Annotated in this window: 12 protein-coding genes and 1 pseudogene; 7 read left to right on the forward strand and 6 right to left on the reverse strand. The window is 66.1% G+C overall.

The genetic code is table 11. The features are described 5' to 3' along the window. Nucleotides 1-6: 6 nt before the first annotated feature. On the forward strand, nt 7-1,701 hold the full coding sequence (gene recN / locus AUC70_RS12535) for a DNA repair protein RecN (RefSeq protein ID WP_069445184.1): 1,695 nt from the start codon (nt 7-9) through the stop codon (nt 1,699-1,701). A gap of 90 nt (nt 1,702-1,791) precedes the next feature. Beyond that, nucleotides 1,792-3,870: an NAD-dependent DNA ligase LigA gene (ligA, locus tag AUC70_RS12540; protein ID WP_069445185.1), complete on the forward strand. Its 2,079-nt coding sequence runs from the start codon at nt 1,792-1,794 to the stop codon at nt 3,868-3,870. A gap of 1 nt (nt 3,871) precedes the next feature. On the opposite strand, the gene AUC70_RS12545 is transcribed toward ligA, so the two are convergent. From AUC70_RS12545 to AUC70_RS12555, 3 genes are read right to left on the reverse strand one after another with little or no spacing between them, the layout of a single operon-like run. Further along, entirely contained in the window at nt 3,872-4,120 is a 249-nt protein-coding gene (locus tag AUC70_RS12545) for a SemiSWEET transporter (protein ID WP_069445186.1), read from the reverse strand. Nucleotides 4,121-4,128: 8 nt separating this feature from the next. Then, the gene (locus tag AUC70_RS12550; protein WP_069445187.1) at nt 4,129-5,949 is read right to left on the reverse strand and encodes an aminopeptidase P family protein; all 1,821 of its coding nucleotides are present in this window, start codon (nt 5,947-5,949) and stop codon (nt 4,129-4,131) included. Nucleotides 5,950-5,982: 33 nt separating this feature from the next. Beyond that, complete coding sequence (locus AUC70_RS12555; protein WP_342022564.1) at nt 5,983-6,522, reverse strand: 50S ribosomal protein L11 methyltransferase; 540 nt, start codon at nt 6,520-6,522, stop codon at nt 5,983-5,985. On the opposite strand from AUC70_RS12555, the gene AUC70_RS18115 reads away from it, so the two are divergent. Further along, on the forward strand, nt 6,481-6,732 hold the full coding sequence (locus AUC70_RS18115; RefSeq protein WP_244505616.1) for a hypothetical protein: 252 nt from the start codon (nt 6,481-6,483) through the stop codon (nt 6,730-6,732). The two genes, AUC70_RS12555 and AUC70_RS18115, sit on opposite strands and share 42 nt — an antisense overlap. 165 nt (nt 6,733-6,897) lie before the next feature. Here the strand turns inward: AUC70_RS18115 and AUC70_RS12560 are convergent, their stop codons facing one another. Together AUC70_RS12560 and AUC70_RS12565 are read right to left on the reverse strand one after the other, a co-directional pair. Further along, entirely contained in the window at nt 6,898-7,395 is a 498-nt protein-coding gene (locus AUC70_RS12560; protein WP_083241548.1) for a gamma-glutamylcyclotransferase, read from the reverse strand. Nucleotides 7,396-7,442: 47 nt separating this feature from the next. Further along, nucleotides 7,443-9,817, reverse strand: a pseudogene (locus AUC70_RS12565) (UvrD-helicase domain-containing protein). A gap of 200 nt (nt 9,818-10,017) precedes the next feature. On the opposite strand from AUC70_RS12565, the gene AUC70_RS12570 reads away from it, so the two are divergent. The 4 genes from AUC70_RS12570 to AUC70_RS12585 all read left to right on the forward strand — a co-directional run bounded on the left by AUC70_RS12570 (nt 10,018) and on the right by AUC70_RS12585 (nt 16,688). Beyond that, nucleotides 10,018-10,398: a hypothetical protein gene (locus tag AUC70_RS12570; RefSeq protein WP_069445188.1), complete on the forward strand. Its 381-nt coding sequence runs from the start codon at nt 10,018-10,020 to the stop codon at nt 10,396-10,398. An 86-nt stretch (nt 10,399-10,484) separates the two neighbouring features. Then, entirely contained in the window at nt 10,485-11,909 is a 1,425-nt protein-coding gene (locus AUC70_RS12575; protein WP_069445189.1) for an FAD-binding oxidoreductase, read from the forward strand. Between the two features lie 150 nt (nt 11,910-12,059). After that, entirely contained in the window at nt 12,060-13,946 is a 1,887-nt protein-coding gene (locus tag AUC70_RS12580; RefSeq protein ID WP_069445190.1) for an AsmA family protein, read from the forward strand. A gap of 702 nt (nt 13,947-14,648) precedes the next feature. Then, nucleotides 14,649-16,688, forward strand: a complete 2,040-nt coding sequence (locus tag AUC70_RS12585; RefSeq protein ID WP_069445191.1) for an AsmA family protein — start codon at nt 14,649-14,651, stop codon at nt 16,686-16,688. Between the two features lie 10 nt (nt 16,689-16,698). On the opposite strand, the gene AUC70_RS12590 is transcribed toward AUC70_RS12585, so the two are convergent. Further along, nucleotides 16,699-16,944 carry a ribbon-helix-helix domain-containing protein gene (locus tag AUC70_RS12590; protein ID WP_069445192.1) on the reverse strand — a complete coding sequence of 82 codons (246 nt, stop codon included), beginning with the start codon at nt 16,942-16,944 and terminating at the stop codon, nt 16,699-16,701. Nucleotide 16,945: the final 1 nt, after the last annotated feature.

Raw genomic sequence — 16,945 nt, forward strand, 5'->3', positions numbered from 1 at the left:
CCACCGGTGTTAGCGGCCCTGTCGATCCGCGACATCGTCCTGATCGACAAGCTCGATCTCGAGTTCGGCGAGGGCCTGTCCGCGCTGACCGGCGAGACGGGCGCCGGCAAATCCATCCTCCTCGATGCCTTGTCGCTCGCCCTTGGCGGGCGTGGCGATGCGTCTCTGGTCCGGCGTGACGCCGAACAGGGGCAGGTGACCGCCAGCTTCGAACTCGCGCCCGATCATCCCGTCTTTGCGCTTCTGTCGGAGAATGGAATCGCGATCGAAGACTCCGTGCTCATTCTCCGGCGTCTTCAGGGCATCGATGGGCGCAGCCGCGCCTTCATCAACGACATGAGCGTCAGCGTGCAGCTTCTGCGGCAGGTGGGGCGGGCGCTGGTCGAGATCCACGGCCAACATGACGAGCGCGCCCTGATCGATCCGAGCGGCCATCGCGACTTGGTCGATGCCTTCGGCGGGTTGGAGCGCGATGCCGTCAAGGTCGCAGCCTGCTACGAGGCCTGGGCCGACGCCGACGCCGCGCGCCTGCGCCACGAAAGCGAAGTCGCCGCGGCCCGCGCCAATGCGGACTACCTGGCGCACGCTCTGGACGAGTTGCAGAAGCTCGCGCCGGAAACCGGCGAAGAGGAGACACTGTCTTCCCGCCGGCAGCTCATGATGAACGCCGAGAAGATCGCGTCCGAGCTCGACGAGGCTATGGACGCGTTACAGGGGGAGGGGACGGCCGGCGCCCGGCTCGCCTCCGCGCTGCGGCGGATCGAGCGTCAGGCCGCAACGGCGGGGGCCGATGCAAGTTCGCCCTTTGCCGCCGTGGCGGACGCACTCGAGCGGGTGCTGAGCGAGACCGAGAATGCGCGAGGGCGGATAGAGGAAGCCCTCGCAGCCACCGCGTTCGAGCCTGGAGACTTGGAGCGCACCGAAGAGCGGCTGTTCGCGCTGCGGGCGCTCGCCCGCAAGCATCGCGTTCAGGTCGACGCGCTGCCCGCGCTCCAAGAGAAGCTCGAGGCCGACCTCGCGGCGATCACCACGAGCGAGTCCAAGGCGGCGGAGCTCGCCAAGGCCGCCGAGCAGGCCCGGGAGGCTTACGAGCAGGCGGCGCTTGCCTTGAGCAAGGCCCGCGCCAAGCCGGCCAAGAAACTGGACAAGGACGTGGCGGGCGAACTCGCCCCGCTGAAGCTCGAAAAGGCGCGCTTCGTGACCCAGGTCGACACGGTCGACATCGGCGAAGGCGGACCCTCGGGTGTCGATCGCATCGCTTTCTTCGTAGCGGCCAATCCCGGCACCGAGCCCGGGCCAATGATGAAGGTTGCCTCCGGCGGCGAACTGGCGCGCTTCATCCTGGCGCTGAAGGTCGTGCTGGCCTCGCGCGGCTCCGCGCCCACACTCATTTTCGACGAGGTGGAGTCCGGTGTCGGCGGGGCGACCGCGGCCGCGGTCGGCGAAAGGCTCGCGGGGCTCGGCGAGAGCGTTCAGGTGCTCGCGGTGACCCATGCGCCCCAAGTCGCGGCGCTGGCGCGCGGGCATCTGCGGATCGCGAAGGAAGCGGTGCCGACAGCAAAGGGCGAGGCCATGACGACACGCGTCGCCGTGCTCGGCGACGAGGAGCGGCGCGAGGAAGTCGCGCGCATGCTGGCCGGCCAGACCATCACGGATGAAGCGCGCGCTGCCGCCGACCGTCTGCTGCGCAAGTCGGCGTGAGGCGCGAGGACATGGCCAAAAAAAACAGCGAAGAAAGCCACAGCGAAGTCCACGAAACAGGACGAACTTGCAGAGAGGCCCGTCGACGATGTGACCGAAGACGAGGCGGCCAAGGAACTGGCGCGGCTTGCAGCCGAAATCGCCCATCACGATGCGCTCTATTACCAGAAGGACGATCCGGAGATTTCGGATGCGGACTACGACGCGCTGCGCTTGCGTAACGAGGCCATCGAGGCGCGCTTCCCGGGACTGATCCGCGAAGACAGTCCGGCAGAGAGAGTCGGCGCCGCGCCGGCGGACGGCTTCAGCAAGGTCACCCACGCGGTGCCGATGCTGTCGCTCGGCAATGTGTTCGACGATGAGGGCGTGCGTGACTTCGTGGACCGCATCCGCCGCTTCCTCGGCCTCGATGCGGACACGCCGCTCGCCTTCACCACCGAGCCCAAGATCGACGGGCTGTCGATCGGCTTGCGCTACGAAGGCGGCCGCCTCGTGCAGGCGGCCACGCGCGGCGATGGCTATGTGGGCGAGAACGTCACGGCCAATGTCATGACCATCGGCGACATCCCCAAGCAGGTCAAAGCGCGCGACTTCCCCGATCCGTTCGAAGTGCGCGGCGAGATCTATATGAGCCACAGCGCCTTCACCGCACTGAATGCGGAGCAGGAAAAGGCAGGGGCCAAGATCTTTGCCAATCCGCGCAACGCCGCGGCCGGGTCGCTGCGCCAGCTGGATTCTAGCGTGACCGCCTCGCGGCCGCTCCAGTTCTTCGCCTATGCCTGGGGCGAGGCGTCGAGCCTGCCGGCCGACACTCAATGGGGCGTATACGAAGCTTTTGCGAGATGGGGCTTTCCGCTCAATCCGCTGGCGAAGCTCACGGACTCCCTTGACGAGATGCTCGGCATTTATCGCGAGATCGAGGAGGGCAGGGCTGGCCTGGACTACGATATCGACGGCGTGGTCTACAAGCTCGACCGGCTCGATCTGCAGCAACGTCTCGGCTTCGTTTCGCGCTCGCCGCGCTGGGCCATCGCGCACAAGTTTCCGGCCCAGAAGGCGACCACGATCCTGCGCGACATCGAGATCCAGGTCGGTCGCACGGGCGCGCTGACCCCCGTCGCCAAGCTGGAACCGGTGACGGTCGGCGGCGTCGTGGTCCAGAATGCCACCTTGCACAACGAAGACGAGATCGCGCGCAAGGACGTCCGCATCGGCGACACGGTCATCCTGCAGCGGGCGGGCGACGTGATCCCGCAGATTCTCGGGCCCGTTCTCGACAAGCGGCCCAAGAGCGCCAAGCCGTTCAAGTTTCCGACCGTGTGTCCCGCCTGCAGCAGTCACGCTGTGCGCGAGATCAATCCCAACACGGGCAGGGAAGACGCGGTGCGCCGCTGCACCGGCGGCTTGATCTGCCCGGCGCAACGCGTCGAACGGCTGAAGCACTTCGTCTCGCGCAATGCCTTCGACATCGAGGGCCTGGGCGAGAAGAACATTCAGGCCTTCTACGACGAGGGCCTCATTCAATCCCCGCCGGACATTTTCACGCTGGCCGCGCGCGACGCCGCCGCGGAAGAGAAGCTCGAAAAGCGGGAAGGCTGGGGCCCGACCTCCGCGCAGAAATTGTTCGATGCCATCACGGCACGGCGCAACGTGTCGCTCGACCGTTTCATCTATGCGCTCGGCATCCGCCATGTGGGGGAGATCACGGGGCGGCTGCTCGCGCGCAGCTACGGCACCATCGAGAACTTCCTCAAAGCCATGGGCGAAGCCGCCAAGGATCGCGACGGCGACGCCTTCAAGGATCTCGACAACATCGACGGCATCGGCCCGACGGCCGCGTCCGCCATCGCCGACTTCTTCGCCGAACCGCACAACACCGAAGTGATCCACGATCTCCTCGAGGAGGTGAAGCCGCAACCCCTCGAGCTGGTCGCCAAGTCGTCGGCGGTATCGGGCAAGACCGTGGTGTTCACCGGCACGCTGGAACACATGACGCGGGCGGAAGCCAAAGCTCAGGCCGAACGGCTCGGGGCAAAGGTCGCGGGCTCAGTGTCGAAAAACACCGACTACGTCGTGGCGGGCCCGGGCGCCGGTTCCAAGCTCAAGAACGCGAAGGATCTCGGCGTCGAGGTTCTGACCGAGGAAGAGTGGCTGAAGCTGATCGGGTAGGTCAGCCGTAGCGCAGCTTCATCGCCACAATCGTCAGAGCCAACGCCAGCGTGACGATGTTCGCCAGGATCATCGGCCAGTTCCAGAGCATCAGACCGAAGATCAGCCAGAAGGCCACGCCTGTTGCGAACACAAGATACATCTGCAGCGAGATGGCCCGCGTTTCCTTGTGCCGGATGATGTGCAGAGCCTGGGGCACGAACGCGATGGTGGTGAGTGTCGCCGCAATGGCCGAAACAAGAAATTCCATGTGTGGCGCTAGCGGATCGGCGCAGTGGCGTGACGGAGCCAGGGCCGGTCTTCGCTCGCGATCAGCGGTTCGATCTTCTCGCGGACGCGCGCGTGGTAGTCGTTCAGCCAGGCAAGCTCCCAAGGTATGAACTGCTTGGGATCGATCAGACGCCGGTCGAACGGCACCAACGTCAGCGTCTCGAAGCCGAGCATCTTGCGCTCGCCGCCTTCGATGTCTTCGGCCGGTGTGACGAGGACGAGATTTTCGAGACGGATGCCGTACTGGCCCTCACGGTAATAGCCCGGCTCGTTGGAGAGGATCATGCCCGGCTCCAACTCTTCGGTGCCGAGCCGCGAGATGCGCTGCGGGCCTTCATGAACCGACAGATAGCTGCCGACGCCGTGGCCCGTGCCGTGATCGAAATCCAGCCCCGCCGCCCAGAGCGGTCCGCGCGCGAACGGGTCCAGGTCCTGCCCGCGCGAGCCGGCCGGAAAGCGCGCCGCCGCGATGGCGATATGGGACTGGAGCACGAGGCTGTAATGGCGCTTCATCGCCGCTGTCGGCTGGCCCACGGCAACCGTGCGGGTCACGTCCGTAGTGCCGTCCGCATACTGGCCGCCGGAGTCGATCAGGAAGAGCGAGTTCTTGTCGAGCACGCGCTTCGATTCGGTGGTCGGGCGGTAATGCACCACGGCCCCGTGGGGCCCGGAAGCCGCGATCGTGTCGAAGCTGATGTCCTTGAGTTGGCCGGTCTCGCGGCGGAAGTCCTCGAGCTTCATCGCGGCTGAGACCTCGTCCACGCGCCCCGTCTCGGCGACCTCGTCGAGCCAGGCGAGGAAGCGCGCCATGGCTGCCCCGTCGCGTACATGCGCGGCACGCGCGCCGGCCTGTTCGGCTTCCGTCTTGATTGCCTTGGGCATTGTGCAGGGGTCCTCGCCCGACACGTGCTTGGCGCCAGCGGCTTGGAGCACGCTGGCGAAGCGCATCGACGCGGAGCCCGGATCGAGGCGGATTTTGGCGCCGGATTTCGCCAGCTCCGTCAAGGCCTCGTCCAGCGCGTCGGGCGCGGCGATCTCGGTGAACGGCTTCAGCGCGATGCGCACTGACTCGCTGACCTTTTGCGGATCGATAAAGAGCGTCGGGCGCCCCTTGGCGGGGATGACGGCATAGGCGAGCGCGACCGGCGTGTGCTTGATGTCGCCGCCGCGAAAGTTGAACAGCCAGCAGATCGAATCCGGCGCGGTCAGAAGAACCGCGTCGTGCTCGGCCTCCACCAGGTCCATCTGTACCTGCATGAGTTTCTCGCCAGAGCCTTTGCCCGCGAGCTCCAGGGGCTGCATGAAGATCTCTGCGCGCGACGGGCTGGGGCGATCCTTGCCCCAAATTTTATCGATAGGGTTCTCGTCGAGGGGCGTGAGGCGAATACCGACGGCGCTGAGAGTCTTGGTCAGGCGCTCGATTTCTCTGATCGTGTGCAGCTTCGGGTCGTAGCCCAGCCGACTGCCCCGCGCGAGCGTCTCCTTCAGCCATTCGGAAGGCTTGGCCTTCGGGATTTGGAGGACCTCGAAAATGTCCGTGTCGACCTGTTTCGGCGCTTGCAGGATGTAGCGTCCGTCTACGAACAGCGCCGACCCCTTGTCCGTAACCACGGCGACGCCGGCCGAGCCGGTGAAGCCCGTCAGCCAGGCGAGCCGCTCTTCAGACGGCGGCAGAAACTCGTTTTGGTGCTGATCGCTATGGGGAACGAGGAAGCCTTTGAGCTGCCGCTGCTTCAGCTCCCGCAACAATGCCTTGACCCGCTCGCCGCTCTCCGCCGGAGCGCCGGTCTCATCGAACACTTGATACATGCGAAGCTTTGTAAGCCGAAGCGTCGCCGCCAATCAATCGAACAAAGTGCTTGCGTTGCGACGGCCTAGCAGCAGGGCCGCCCAACCGTCGAGAAGGATTCGCTTTTCCAGATCGAAGCCGAGCGAGGCATAGCGCGCCGTGGTCGCCCAGGCTTGGTTTTCGGTGATCCCGGACAGGAGCACGTAGCCGCCCGGCTGGACGGCGCGCGCCATGGCGGGGGCGAGGTCGTAGAGCGGGCGCGCGAGGATGTTCGCAACGATCAGGTCGGGCGCGAGCCGCCGCAGGGTCGGGTGCGCCAGGCCCTCCGCGACGAAGGCATGAACGGACTGGCTGACGCCCGCCTTGGCCGCGTTCTCCTCCGCGATCTCGACGGCGATGGGGTCGTTGTCGGTGGCGATGACGGGGCGATCGAAGGCCAGGGCCGCCGCGATGGCGAGGATGCCCGTGCCCGTGCCAATGTCCAGAACCAAGTCCGGACGCCCCCGTTTCGCGAGTTCGTCCAGCGCCAGCAGACACCCGCGCGTGGTCGCATGGTGCGCCGTGCCGAAGGCTTGGTCGGCGTCGATCTCGATGGTGTAGCGATTCCGGGAGACACGCCCCCGGTCGTGGCTGCCATGGACGAGAACCGTCCCGCGCGAACCGGCCCCCGCTGCCCCTGGCTGATCGTGACCCAGTTGGCGTCGGGCACCTCTTCGATGCGCAATGGCGACGCAGGACCGCCATTCGTGCGGCTCTTGTCGATCAGCGCCTGCAGACGGGCTTCGTCTGGAGCAGCCTGGTAGAGCGCGGAGACTTCGTAGAGGCCGTTGCCGAGCTCGAAATAGCTGACGGAGAGGGCTTCAGGGTCCCCGGCCTCGTCCAGGGCCTCATCCAGAAGCTCGGCGATGCGCGCAGCGCCGGGCCCGTCGGCCTCGACGGTTACGCGATAGGTCCGCGGTGATGCGGCTTCACTCACTGTGCTCTCCATTTTGGGCGGCAATAACCGCGCGCCACAATTCATCCACGGCCGGGTCGGAAACGCCGAGTTGATCCAGATGCTCGCGGACATTGGCGATGTAGTCGTAGCTGGACCCGGCGATCCCCTCGGCCACGAGGATCATGGCCGCGCGCGCATGAAGCGTCAGGCCGTCCTCGATCAGGCGCGGTCCGTCGTAGATGTAGGTGCGCGCCGCGACAGCCTCGTCGGGCAGGTGGACGGCGATGTCCGATGCGTGACAGGTCTCCCGCTCCGACAGATAGGCCTCGATCTCCGTCTGGTGCTCATCGGGAAAGTCGAAGGCGATTCCTCTACAGAGGTGAGCGTCCTCGCGCGCCGGCGCGAGATTGAGGGTCAGTCCCGGCTGCGCGTACGTGCCCCAGCGTTCCAGCGACTTCTTGTTGAGACGCGGCGGTGTTCGGGCGCCACAGCATGCACGCGCCGGCGGCAGCCATAGCGGGCTTCCCATCCGTCCCACATCAGAGAGCCATAGCCGAAGAGCCACATGGTGGCGCGTTACACCCGCTCGACGAAGCTGTCGACCACCTTCTTGCGGCCGGCCTTCTCGAAGTCGACGGTCAGCTTGTTGCCGTCGATGGCGGAGACGCGGCCATAGCCGAACTTCTGATGGAAGACACGTTGCCCCAACTCGAGCCCTGAACCTTCCGCGGTACTTGCGGCGACGAGCGTGCCCTCGATCGTGATCGGCTCGCGCCGCGGCCCGCTTCCCGAGCGCTGCCGGTTCGCGCGCGCCCGCTGCCAGCCCGGCGTCTCGTAGTTGCCGGATGCGAACATGTCCTCGCTGTCGAAGCGGCTGGGGCCGTAGCCGCGCAGTCCGTCGTCTTCGGCCACCTGCACGTGCTCATGCGGTAGCTCGTCGATGAAGCGCGAGGGCACGGCGGTCTGCCACATGCCATAGTTCCGCCGGTTCTGCGCGAAGGTGATCTTCGCGTTCTTCCGCGCGCGCGTCAGGCCAACGTGAGCAAGGCGGCGTTCTTCTTCGAGCCCGGAGCGGCCCGCGTCGTCGAGGCTACGCTGGTGGGGGAGGAGCCCTTCGTCCCAGCCGGGCAGGAACACCGTGTCGAACTCGAGCCCCTTGGCCGAGTGCAAGGTCATCAGATTGACCCGGTCGGTACCTTCCTCGGTCGCCGCATCCATCACCAGCGACACGTGCTCCATGAAGCCCGCGAGCGTATCGAACTCTTCCATGAAGCGGATGAGCTCTTTCAGGTTCTCGAGCCGCCCTTCGGCCTGCTGCGAGCGGTCCGCCTGCCACATGCACGTATAGCCGGACTCATCCAGGATCAGTTCCGCAAGCTCCGTATGCCGCATCGTGTCGACCATGGAGCGCCAGCGGTCGAAATCGGCCAGAAGCCCCGCGAGTGAGCGGCGCGGCTTCGGTTTCAACTCCTCGGTCTCGACGATGAGCCGTGCCGCTTGTGTGAGGGGGATTTCGTTGGCGCGTGCGAGCTGATGCAGCGATTTCAGCGTCGCCTCGCCAAGGCCGCGCCGGGGCACGTTGACGATGCGCTCGAATTTCAGATCGTTGGACGGGTTCAGCGTCACGTCGAGATAGGCGATCGCGTCGCGGATTTCCTGCCGCTCATAGAACCGGGGACCGCCGATGACGCGGTAGTCGAGGCCGAGCGTGATGAAGCGGTCTTCGAAGGCGCGCATCTGGAACGAGGCACGCACCAAGATCGCGATTTCGTTCAGCGCATGCTCGTGGCGCTGGAGCTGCTCGATGTCCTCGCCGATGACGCGCGCTTCTTCCTCGTCGTCCCAGCACCCTTGCACCACGACCTTCTCGCCGTCGTCGCCCTCGGTGTGCAGGGTCTTGCCGAGCCGTCCCTGATTGTGCGCGATCAGCCCGGACGCGCGCCCAGAATATGCGCCGTCGAGCGGTAATTGCGTTCGAGCCGGATGACCTTGGCGCCGGGAAAGTCCGTCTCGAAGCGAAGGATGTTGTCCACCTCCGCGCCGCGCCAGCCATAGATTGACTGATCGTCGTCGCCGACGCAGCAGACGTTCTGCGGTTCACCGTCCTCGCGCTGCGCGAGCAGACGGAGCCACAGATACTGGGCCACGTTGGTGTCTTGGTACTCGTCGACCAGAACATAGCGGAAGCGCTGCTGATAGCGGGCCAGCACATCCGGATGGTCCTGGAACAGCCGCAGGTTCTCCAACAGCAGATCACCGAAATCGACGGCGTTGAGATCCTTCAGACGCCGCTGATAGGCCGTATACAGATCGCGCCCCTTACCGTTGGCGAAGCCGTAGCTCTCGCCGTCGGGGACGCGCGCGGGTCTCAGGCCACGGTTCTTCCAGCCGTCGATCATGCTGGCGAGCACGCGTGCCGGCCAGCGCTTCTCATCGATGTTCTCCGCCGCGAGAAGCTGCTTGATCAGCCGGATCTGGTCGTCGGTGTCGAGCACCGTGAAGGAGGGCTTGAGGTCGACGAGTTCGGCGTGGCGCCGGAGGATCTTCACGCCGATGGCGTGGAACGTGCCGAGCCAAGGCATACCCTCGACGGCACCGCCGATCAGTTCGCTCACGCGCTGCTTCATCTCGCGCGCCGCCTTGTTGGTGAAGGTAACGGCGAGTATCTGGCCCGGATGGGCGCGTCCCAGGCGCAACAGATGCCCAATGCGCGTGGTCAGAACCCGCGTCTTGCCCGTGCCGGCGCCGGCCAGGACAAGAAGCGGTCCATCCAGCGTCTCGACAGCCTCCCGCTGCTCGGGATTGAGCGCCTCCAGATAGCGGTCCGCGCCGCGCCGCATGGCGCGCTGCGAGATCGAAAGCGTCTCGACGGGAGGTGTCTGTGGCGCCTCTTCGAACCCGTCACCCGGAGGGGGGACGTTTTCGGCGGCGCCCGTGCGAATCTTGCCCATGGCGTGGGACTATAGCACCGCACGCGTCCGCAACAGCCGGTGCGTACCAATGTCCACCGCCTGCTGGGCCAGACCAAGGCTGGGCTACGTGTGCGTACGAAATGCCACACTCACAAAATGTTGCACCGCAAGACTTGAAGGGGGGAACAACCGGTGGCAAATGGGGTGTACCGCTTGTGGGCTGTGATTTGGAGGTGGGAATGCTTCGTGTTTGGAAGGCGGGCTTCGCCTTGCTTGGGTTCTCGGTGCTGTTTTTCGGGGCCGTCCAAACGGCCGACGCCGGCTGTGAAATCGTAAAGGCCACCAACAGCGCGGACTCGAAGGCCGCCGCCGCAAGGGCCGCCTATGCCAACGCCCTTCAAACGGCCGAGCAGATCCGCCGCCGCCGGGGCTGGAAATACGTCACGCTGCGCCCTCGCAAGGTAAAGCCCGACCCGTTCTGGAAGGCCGTGCGGCCGGTCGTGACGCCCGACATGCTGCTGAAGCCCGATGTGGTGACACGCAAGACCTATGCGCAGTGCTGGAAGGGCGTCGTCGTGCCCTATGTCTGCACGGCGGGCGCCACGGCCTGCGGCAACTAGCAAGCCCCCGAAACCCGGCGCAAAAGCCGTCCCTGAAAGCGACAACTAGACTGAATTTGTTCAGGATCTCGGTCTAGACTGGGGCCATGACGACAGTCTCGGCAGTCGAAGCGCTTGGCGACCCGGCCTCCCCGGAGGCCTTGGAGAGCCTTTTTGCGCGGTTTTCCGCCCGTTTTGGCGACCGTTTCTCGCGCAGCGAGGCTTTGCGGGAGCAGCACGCCAATACCCTGACCTGGCTTAAGGTCCAGGCCCCCGACGCGGTCCTGTTCGCCGAGACCACCGAAGAGGTCTCCGAGGCCGTGGCGGCCTGCGCGGCGGCGCGGGTTCCCGTGATCCCGTTCGGGGCCGGCAGCTCGCTCGAAGGCCACTTGAACGCCCCCTTCGGCGGGCTCTCGCTGGACCTGTCCCGCATGAACGCGATTCTCGCCGTGCACGAGAACGATCTCGATTGCGCCGTGCAGGCGGGCGTCACCCGCAAGCAGCTCAACGAACATTTGCGCGATACAGGCCTGTTCTTTCCCGTCGATCCGGGCGCGGACGCCAGCCTCGGCGGCATGGCCGCGACGCGGGCCTCCGGCACCAATGCGGTGCGCTATGGCACGATGCGCGACGCCGTGCTGGGCCTGACCGCCGTGCTCGCCGATGGACGGATCGTCACGACGGGCGGCCGGGCCCGGAAATCCTCGGCCGGTTACGATCTCACGCGGCTCCTGGTCGGGTCGGAAGGCACGCTGGGCGTCATCACCGAGTTGACGCTGAAATTGTTCGGCATCCCCGAGACCATCCTGGCTGGCGTCTCGACCTTCCAAACGCTGGAAGGGGCCTGCAACGCGACCATCGCGGCGCTGCAGATGGGCCTGCCTCTGGCCCGTATCGAGCTGCTGGACGAGGTGCAGGTGCGCGGCTGCAATGCGTATTCGAAACTATCGCTGCCGGAGCAGCCAACCTTGTTCCTGGAGTTCCACGGGAGCGAGGCTGGCGCCCGCGAGCAGGTCGAGATCTTCTCGGAGATCGCGCAAGGCGAGGGCGGCGGTGCTCTGGAGTGGGCCGCGCGGCCCGAGGACCGGAGCAAGCTTTGGCAGGCGCGCCATGATGCCTATTGGGCAGCGAAGAATTTGCGTCCGGGGACCGATCTGATCGCGACCGATGTGTGCGTGCCGATCTCGGCGCTTGCGGCCTGTGTCACGGAAACGAAGCAGGATATCGAGAGACTGGATCTGATCGCGCCGATCGTCGGCCATGTGGGCGACGGCAATTTCCACGTGATGCCGCTGATCGACATGAGCTCGGCGCACGAGATGGAGCGGGCGCGGCAGTTCCTGGATCGCCTGATCGAACGGGCGCTCCGTTACGAGGGAACCTGCACCGGCGAGCATGGGGTCGGTCAGGGAAAGATCCGCTACCTGGTCGCGGAGCATGGCGAGGGGGTGGACGTAATGGTTGCCATAAAAAAGGCACTCGATCCGTTGAATATCCTGAATCCTGGCAAGATTTTTGCTGCAGATTTGTAAGTGTTTCCCGCAATGGCCCTGAATGGTTTGCGGTACTATTGAGAGGAACGGCGTACGCGGCAATTGGCTCAGTGTCTTTCGAAGGCTCTTGGCCTTTTGTTCTGCACGGGGACCATGCGCCGGCACACCCAGCCCTAGGCAGAGAGATCGGTGAATTCGTTTCTGCTGACACTCACGGCACTGTTGATATTGGTGCTGAGCGCGCTTTTCGCGGCGCCGCTCTTCGTCGATTGGGACGACTATCGTCCTGCGATCGAAGCGCAGATGACGAAGCTCGTGGGCCGCGACGTCAAGGTGGACGGCGAGGTCCAACTGATCGTGCTTCCCGCGCCGTATCTCAAGTTCGATGACATCAAGGTTGCCAATGCCGACGGCAGCCTTGAGACGCCTTTTCTCGAGGCTTCGTCCCTCGAGGCCAAGCTCAACGTGGGGACATTGCTGACCGGCAAGGTCGAGGCGCATGAACTCACGATCATCAATCCCACGGTGAGGCTTCAGGTCGATGGCACGGGCGCCGGCAATTGGAGCGATCTCGGTCAGCGCAAGCCGGGCGCGGTGTTCGTGCCCAGCGACGTGCTTCTCGACTCCGTACGCGTGACCGGCGGGACGCTGGAGATATCGAGAGGCGGCAGCACCGCTTTCGTGTTCACGAATATCGACGGTGAGGCGAGCGCCTCGTCTCTCGCGGGACCCTACAAGGTCTTGGCGGACTACGACTTCGAGGGCAGGTCCCAGTCCATCCGTTTCTCGACGGGCATCATCGATGACAGCGGCAAGTTCCGGGTCAAGACGGCGCTGCGGGATCCCGAGCGCTCGGCCTCGTATCAATTGGACGGCAGCATTTCGGGCCTGCGCGCCATGCCCGCCTATGACGGCACCTTCATCATGCGCGTCTCGAAGTTCGAGACATTGAACGTGGACGAACCCGCACAAGGCGACGCCGAGCCGGAGCCGGTGCTGGAAGAGGGCGAGATCTTCATTGAGCCGGCCACGGAGCCGGTAAGCGAAGTGGACCCGGAGGTCGTGACGGAAGAGACCGCGCCGCGCGGCCTCCGCGATGCCACCTCCTTCCTCGAAGTGAAGGGACCTCTAAGCGCCACGCCGGACCGCGCCGAACTGACCGGTTTCGAGCTCACACTCCATGCGTCAGGACGGCCGCAAATTCTGAAAGGCGACGTCGCGCTCGACTTCCGGCCGCCGTTCAAGGCGGACGCGACATTGGCGGCACGCTGGATCGATTTCGACGCGCTATTCGGTGCGGCTGGGACCGACAATCGGCCTGCGCCCGCGGCGGTCGTGCGCATGTTCGCCGACTGGGTCTTGGACGAGGCTGCGAAGGTCGGGCAGGGGACGCTCTCCCTCGACGTGGAACAGGCTGGCCTTGGCGGCGATCTCGCCGGCGGGCTCGCGCTCGAGCTCGCAAGCACAGACGGCGGTGTGGCTATCGAGAAGCTGAATGCGACGCTGCCCGGTGAGAACCGGGTCTCGGCGTCCGGATCCTTGCGCAAAGGCGAGTCCGGGCCGCTCTTCGAGGGACCGGCCTCGATCGACGGCTCCGGCTTGAGGGCGCTGACGCGCTGGGCGGCCGGCGATCGCGCCATCACCGGGCAGTCCTTCGTGGGCGACTTTTCTCTTTCCGCGGATGCCAAGGTCGGCGAGGGCGAGGTCGTCCTCTCGAATGCCAACGGCGCCGTAAGCGGTACGCCGTTCGGAGGCAACTTCCTCTACCGGTCCGGCGAGACCAATCTCATCAACATCGATCTCAGAAGCGAGCGTCTTGACTTGCGAGAAACGCTCGGTGGCGAACCGATCTGGTCCGCGTGGCTGCCGTCGCAGAGCGGCGAAGCCAAACCGCAAACCCCTTCCGAAGGCGCGGGCCTATCAGGCAGCTTCGCGGCGACGAAGTGCATGCGCGCTTGGAGATCGGCGAACTCCTGCTGCCCGACATCACGCCGGGCCGGCTCGATGCGGAGCTCTCTCTCACCGATGGGGATCTCGACATCCGGTCGCTGGCGTTCATCGCGCCTGGCGCCATGACCCTCGACGCAAAAGGGCGGGTCGTCAGCGTGGTGGAGGCACCGTCCGGCCAGATCGATTTGTCGCTGCAGGCGCAGAGCACCGACAACCTGCGGGCGCTCGCGGGCCTTGTCGGCTTTGGGAACCGTGTCGTGAAGTCCGAACATTTCTCCGCGCTGGCCCCCTTCGATGTCAGGGCCGCACTGGTAGCCGCGCGCGTGGGCGAGGCGACGGACGCATCGCTCGAACTGAGCGGCCAGGTCGGCGGGTCTGATCTCGCGGTCGTGGCCAAGGCAAAAGGCACGCTGGCGAACCCCCGCGACGCCGAGATCGACATTTCGGGCAGCGTCATGGGCGAGCGGCCGCAGGCGCTTCTCGTCCTCTGGTTCCCGGACCTGCCCCAAGACCGGCTCGCCGCGGCCGCAGGTGGGGAGGGCACGCTGTCTATCAAGGCCGCCGGCATCCCGAGCCAGCAACTCTCCGGCCGTGCCGCCCTGGAAACCACCGCCCTGCAGCTCGCGTTCGAGGGCATCGGGGCACTGAAAGATGACGGGACGACGCTGAACGGCTTCGGCTCCGTCGCGACCTCGGACGCGAGCCTGGCACTGCCCTTGCTGGGCCTCGACCCGCCGCCGAGTGCGCTGGGTGTACCGGCTGTCGGTCAACGGCCAACATCGCCGCTGCGGTCCGGCAAGGTGGACCTCGAGCAGGTCAGCGACAGTGATGGAGCAGCCGATCGAGGGTGCCGCGCATTTCGACCGCACGGGCGACGTCACGGCGTTCGATATTACGGCGCGTGCGGAGTGCATTTCTGTTCCCGCGCTGATGGGCCTCCTCGTGGCCTGGGAAAGGGCCGAGTCCACCGAGGAGATGCTGGGCGCCGTCGATGGCGATGCGGCGACCGTCTGGCCCGCACGCGGCCTCGCGCTTGGACTTCTGGAGAAGGCGGAAGGGAGCCTCGCGCTCAGCGCCAAGACTCTGTCCCTCGGCGAGCCGTTCCAAGTTTCAGACGGAAAGCTCAAGGCAAAGGTCGATCGCGGCACTCTGGCCATCGAGTCCATCGATGGCGGCTTGTACGGCGGCACGCTTACAGGGTCGGGTACGCTATCGCCCCGTGGCAGCGGCGCGGCCCTGACGGCAAGAGCCGATCTCAAGCAGGGCAGCCTTGCCGCGCTGAGCGAGGCAGTTGCCGGTGCGCCGCTTGCAAAAGGCGCATTCGATCTATCGTTCGATGTCGCGGGCGACGGCCTGAGCCCACCCGGCATTGTCGCGGATCTCGGCGGCACCGGTGTCCTGACGCTTGGGGCGGGCGAGCTGACGTCGTTCACCGCAGCCCCCTTGCGGCAGATTGCCGCCAAGGCGGCGGCGAGCAACGTGGCCGCCACCGCCGAACAGATCGACGCGGATGCCGAGAGCATTCAGAGCGAATTGAGACAAGGGCGCTACGCCTTCGAACCTGCGACGCTGAACTTCGAGGTGAAGAACGGCACCGTGCGCTTCGCACCGGCGAGCCTCGTGAGCAAGGACGTCGAGACGGCGCTCAAGACCTATGTGGATCTCGTCGGTCTCAAGCTCGACAGCGAATGGCAGATGCGGCTGACCTCTGCGCGCTCTGCGAACGTGCCGCCGCTGACAGTGGTTTTTGCCGGTCCGCTCGACAACGCGGGCACCATCTCGCCGGCGGTCGGCACGGCCGCCATCGAGAGCAAGCTCACCATCGATCGCTTGCGCGAAGACGTCGAGCGGCTCGAGTCTCTCGACGTCTCGGGAGGCCGTGCGCCCTCGAATGCTCAGGCGGAGGCAGCCGCAAAAGAAGCCGCAGCGCGAGAAGCCGCCGCCAAGGAAGCTGCTGAAAAGGAAGCCGCTGAAAAGGCGGCGGCGGAAGCCGCAGCGCAAGCCGCTGCCGAACGCGCCGAAGCTGCCCGCATAGCCGCCGAAAAGGAGGCTGCGGAGAGAGCCGCGCGCGAAAGAGCCGAGGCCGAAGCCCGCGCCGCCGAACAGAAGGCAGCCGCGGAACGGGCAGCTCAGGAGCAGGCGGCGCGAGAAGCAGACGCTGCTGCCCAGAAAGCAGCTGCCGAGCAAGCTGTGGCAGAGAAGGCCGCGGCGGCTGAAGCAGCCGATCAACGCGCGGCGGCAGAAGAGCGGGCCGCAGCGGAGAAGCGTGCGGCCGATGAGGCGCGCGCCGAGGCGGAAGCCCGCGCCGCCGCCGAAGCCCGTGCGGCCGCCGAAGCGAAAGCCGCGGCAGAATTGGAGGCTGCCAAACGCGCCGCCGCGGAAGCCCAGGCCGCTGCCGAGAAAGCCGCCCAGGAAAGAGCGGCGGCCGAAGCAAGAGCGGCCGCGGAAGCGAAGGCCGCTGCGGAGGCGAGGGCGGCAGCGGAGGAGGCTGCCGCGGCGCGCGTGGCAGCAGAGGCCCGTGCTGCGGCGGAGCGCGCCGAGCGGCAGCGTATCGAGGCTGAGGCGAAAGCCGCAGCCAGCGCCGCGGCCGCAGCCAGTACTGCGACTGAAGCGAATGCGGCCGCATCCGTCCCCGACGAATTCCTGCCGCCTCTGCCGACCCATGCGCCGGCCAACGACAATGCCGAGCCGGGCGATCCGATCGCGGATCTTCTCGAGGACGGGACGATAGCGGAAGACGCCGAGGCGGAGGAAGCGCCCGTCGCTGCGCCGCCTCAGCGCAAGCGCCGAAAGGTGATCCGCCGGTCTCGTCGCGACGATTGGCGCCGGAACTACGGTCCCTTCGGCGGCCTGTTCGGAGGCCGCTAGGCGGGAGCGTCTAGGAGGTCTCGCGTTTGCGCGCCTCTTTCATGCGCGCCAGCACGTAGAGGCGCAGCGCGGCCGAGAGACTGGTCCCGTCGCCCCGTTCCGTTCGTTCCTGATCGATTTCGCCGACGAGTCCTGCAATCGACTTGCCCTGGTCTCGTGCCAGTTCCGCCAACGCGTCCCAGAACGGTTCTTCCAGCGAAACACTGGTCCGGTGCCGGGCGATGGTGAGCGAGCGCTTGTTGCGGGCATTGGCCATC

It is taken from the genome of Methyloceanibacter stevinii, from assembly GCF_001723355.1.
Taxonomy (GTDB): domain Bacteria; phylum Pseudomonadota; class Alphaproteobacteria; order Rhizobiales; family Methyloligellaceae; genus Methyloceanibacter; species Methyloceanibacter stevinii.

What these genes read in the sequence shown, in the direction of transcription:
- AUC70_RS12545 (WP_069445186.1), bottom strand. Translation starts at nt 4,120, where the DNA reads ATGGAATTTCTTGTTTCGGCCATTGCGGCGACACTCACCACCATCGCG.
- AUC70_RS12550 (WP_069445187.1), bottom strand. Translation starts at nt 5,949, where the DNA reads ATGTATCAAGTGTTCGATGAGACCGGCGCTCCGGCGGAGAGCGGCGAG.
- AUC70_RS18115 (WP_244505616.1), top strand. Translation starts at nt 6,481, where the DNA reads ATGGTGCGCCGTGCCGAAGGCTTGGTCGGCGTCGATCTCGATGGTGTA.
- AUC70_RS12560 (WP_083241548.1), bottom strand. Translation starts at nt 7,395, where the DNA reads ATGGGAAGCCCGCTATGGCTGCCGCCGGCGCGTGCATGCTGTGGCGCC.
- AUC70_RS12570 (WP_069445188.1), top strand. Translation starts at nt 10,018, where the DNA reads ATGCTTCGTGTTTGGAAGGCGGGCTTCGCCTTGCTTGGGTTCTCGGTG.
- AUC70_RS12575 (WP_069445189.1), top strand. Translation starts at nt 10,485, where the DNA reads ATGACGACAGTCTCGGCAGTCGAAGCGCTTGGCGACCCGGCCTCCCCG.
- AUC70_RS12585 (WP_069445191.1), top strand. Translation starts at nt 14,649, where the DNA reads ATGGAGCAGCCGATCGAGGGTGCCGCGCATTTCGACCGCACGGGCGAC.
- AUC70_RS12590 (WP_069445192.1), bottom strand. Translation starts at nt 16,944, where the DNA reads ATGGCCAATGCCCGCAACAAGCGCTCGCTCACCATCGCCCGGCACCGG.